The organism is Gordonia sp. BP-119 (genome assembly GCF_016924115.1).
Lineage (GTDB): Bacteria > Actinomycetota > Actinomycetes > Mycobacteriales > Mycobacteriaceae > Gordonia > Gordonia hongkongensis.
Genome location: NZ_JAFFZF010000090.1, coordinates 1 through 1,799, shown reverse-complemented (window position 1 = coordinate 1,799; position 1,799 = coordinate 1). Strand labels below are relative to the sequence as shown.

Annotated in this window: 1 protein-coding gene; it reads right to left on the bottom strand. The window is 65.5% G+C overall.

Translation table 11 applies throughout. The features are described 5' to 3' along the window. Nucleotides 1-113: 113 nt before the first annotated feature. Entirely contained in the window at nt 114-1,502 is a 1,389-nt protein-coding gene (locus JW364_RS23920) for an IS1380 family transposase (protein WP_205333045.1), read from the bottom strand. Between the last annotated feature and the right edge of the window lie 297 nt (nt 1,503-1,799).

The following is a 1,799-nucleotide window of genomic DNA, read 5'->3' as shown; positions in this document are numbered from 1 at the left end:
GGGTTGGGGCGCGTGATCGCCTGATTGTGTTGTGGGCGTGTGGTATTCGCTGACCTGTGTCAGCCTTTTCACTGGGGTTCCTTGGTCGTGGGTGGGCGGGTGGCGACGTCAGGTCAGGTGGTGTTGGCCGCGGCCCATAGGGTGGTGAAGGCGTGTTGGGTGGGCCAGTGTCGGGGTAGGTGCAGCACCGGTGTTCGTGCTGGTCGGGCTAGTCGGGCGGGTATCGCGATGAGGGTGCGGCGCAGCGTAGCGCCCCGCGCGGCTCGCAGTGTGGGGGTGTTGGTGAGTGCGGCGAGGGTGCGCATCAGGTTGTGGCTGATGGCGGTGAGCGCGAGCCAGGCGGCGTTGGCGCCGAACCGTCCGGAGGGCAGGTGGGCCAGTGGTCCGTCGATGAGGTCGGCGAACACGGTTTCGATGATGGCGTGGCGGCGGTGGATGAGGTCGGCGGTGACGGTGTCGTCGGTGGTGTTGGTGAAAAACGAGTGGTACCGCCACGCGGGCATCAATGTGTCGGTGCCGGCGGGGTGGTGGGCTGTGACCCGACGCACGATCAGTCGCGCGGTGACCGGCTGGGCGGAGTCCGGTTGCACGGTGTAGGTGGTTTCGGCGACTTCGGCGTCAGAGATCAGTTCGCCGGTGTCGGGGTCGGTGACCGCCCCGGGATAGTGCACCGGGGTCCAGGCGTCGTCTCCGATCGCGGTGATGGCGCGGGTGATCGCGGTGTTGGTGCGCAGGACCAGCGAGAACGTCGCTGCGAGGCGTTGACAGGTACGCATCACCGCGGCGGTGCCATAGGCGGCGTCGCCGCGCACGGTGATCTCCCCGCTCGCCCCACACCGGCGTGCGGTGGTCAGGGTTTCAGCGATCATTCTCGCTGCCCCGCTCCCGGAGGCGGTGCGCCCGGCGCGTAGCCAGGCGTTGGCGATCACCGGTTGATGCCCGGCTGCGGACAGAGTGGTGACCTGCGGGGACAACCCTTTGCGCAGGAGTTCACGCCCGGCGATTTTGGCGTGCCCGTAGGAGCCGCCTTCTTTCTGGTAGCCGTAGACCGGGCGTAGTAGTGAGTCAATGTCGACAAATATCTGGGATCCGTCGGTGGGTAGCAGGTCAGCGGTGGCGCACATCGCCGGCAGTGTGTGGGTCATCACCGCGTTGAGTGCTCGGGCGTGTCCGGGGGTGAACTCGCGCAGTGTTTGTCCGATCGTGGCTGGGGCGTACACGCGGTCGAACAGGCGGGTGTGCCCACCACTGCGGACCCTTCCGAGGTCGTCGATACTGTCAGCGCCGCAACATAATCCGGCGATCACGGTCAACAGTTTCGCCTCGAGGTTGGCCCCAGCGGAGGCGACCTGGGTGGTGCCGAGATCGACCCGTTCGCCCAGCAGGGACGCCAACCCGGTCGACTCAGCCACCGCCATGACCGGTACCAGCCCGGCGTGCGACACCAGGTTGTCGTCGTCGAAGACCGCGGACTCGGCGGAGAACGTGTGCGATACTTTCACTGAAAATGCCTTCTGAGCTGGAATGTTTTGTTGTCTCAACACCACCAATCATTCCAGCTCAGAGGGCATTTTCTTGTCATCGACACCCCGCACCCATCCACGGATCCAGGCTGAGGTGCGAGGAGCGCAAGCCGCCAGGCCGAGCAAGCGACGAAGGAGCGCGTCGAGGTCGACGAGAGGGTCCTATAGCTTGTCAAGTGCTCCGAGGTCGGTGGTGAGGTCGCGGAACACTTCGCGGGCGATGTATCGCTTGAGGCAGCGGAGGATGTCTTTCTTCGTTTTGTGTTCGGCGGAGCG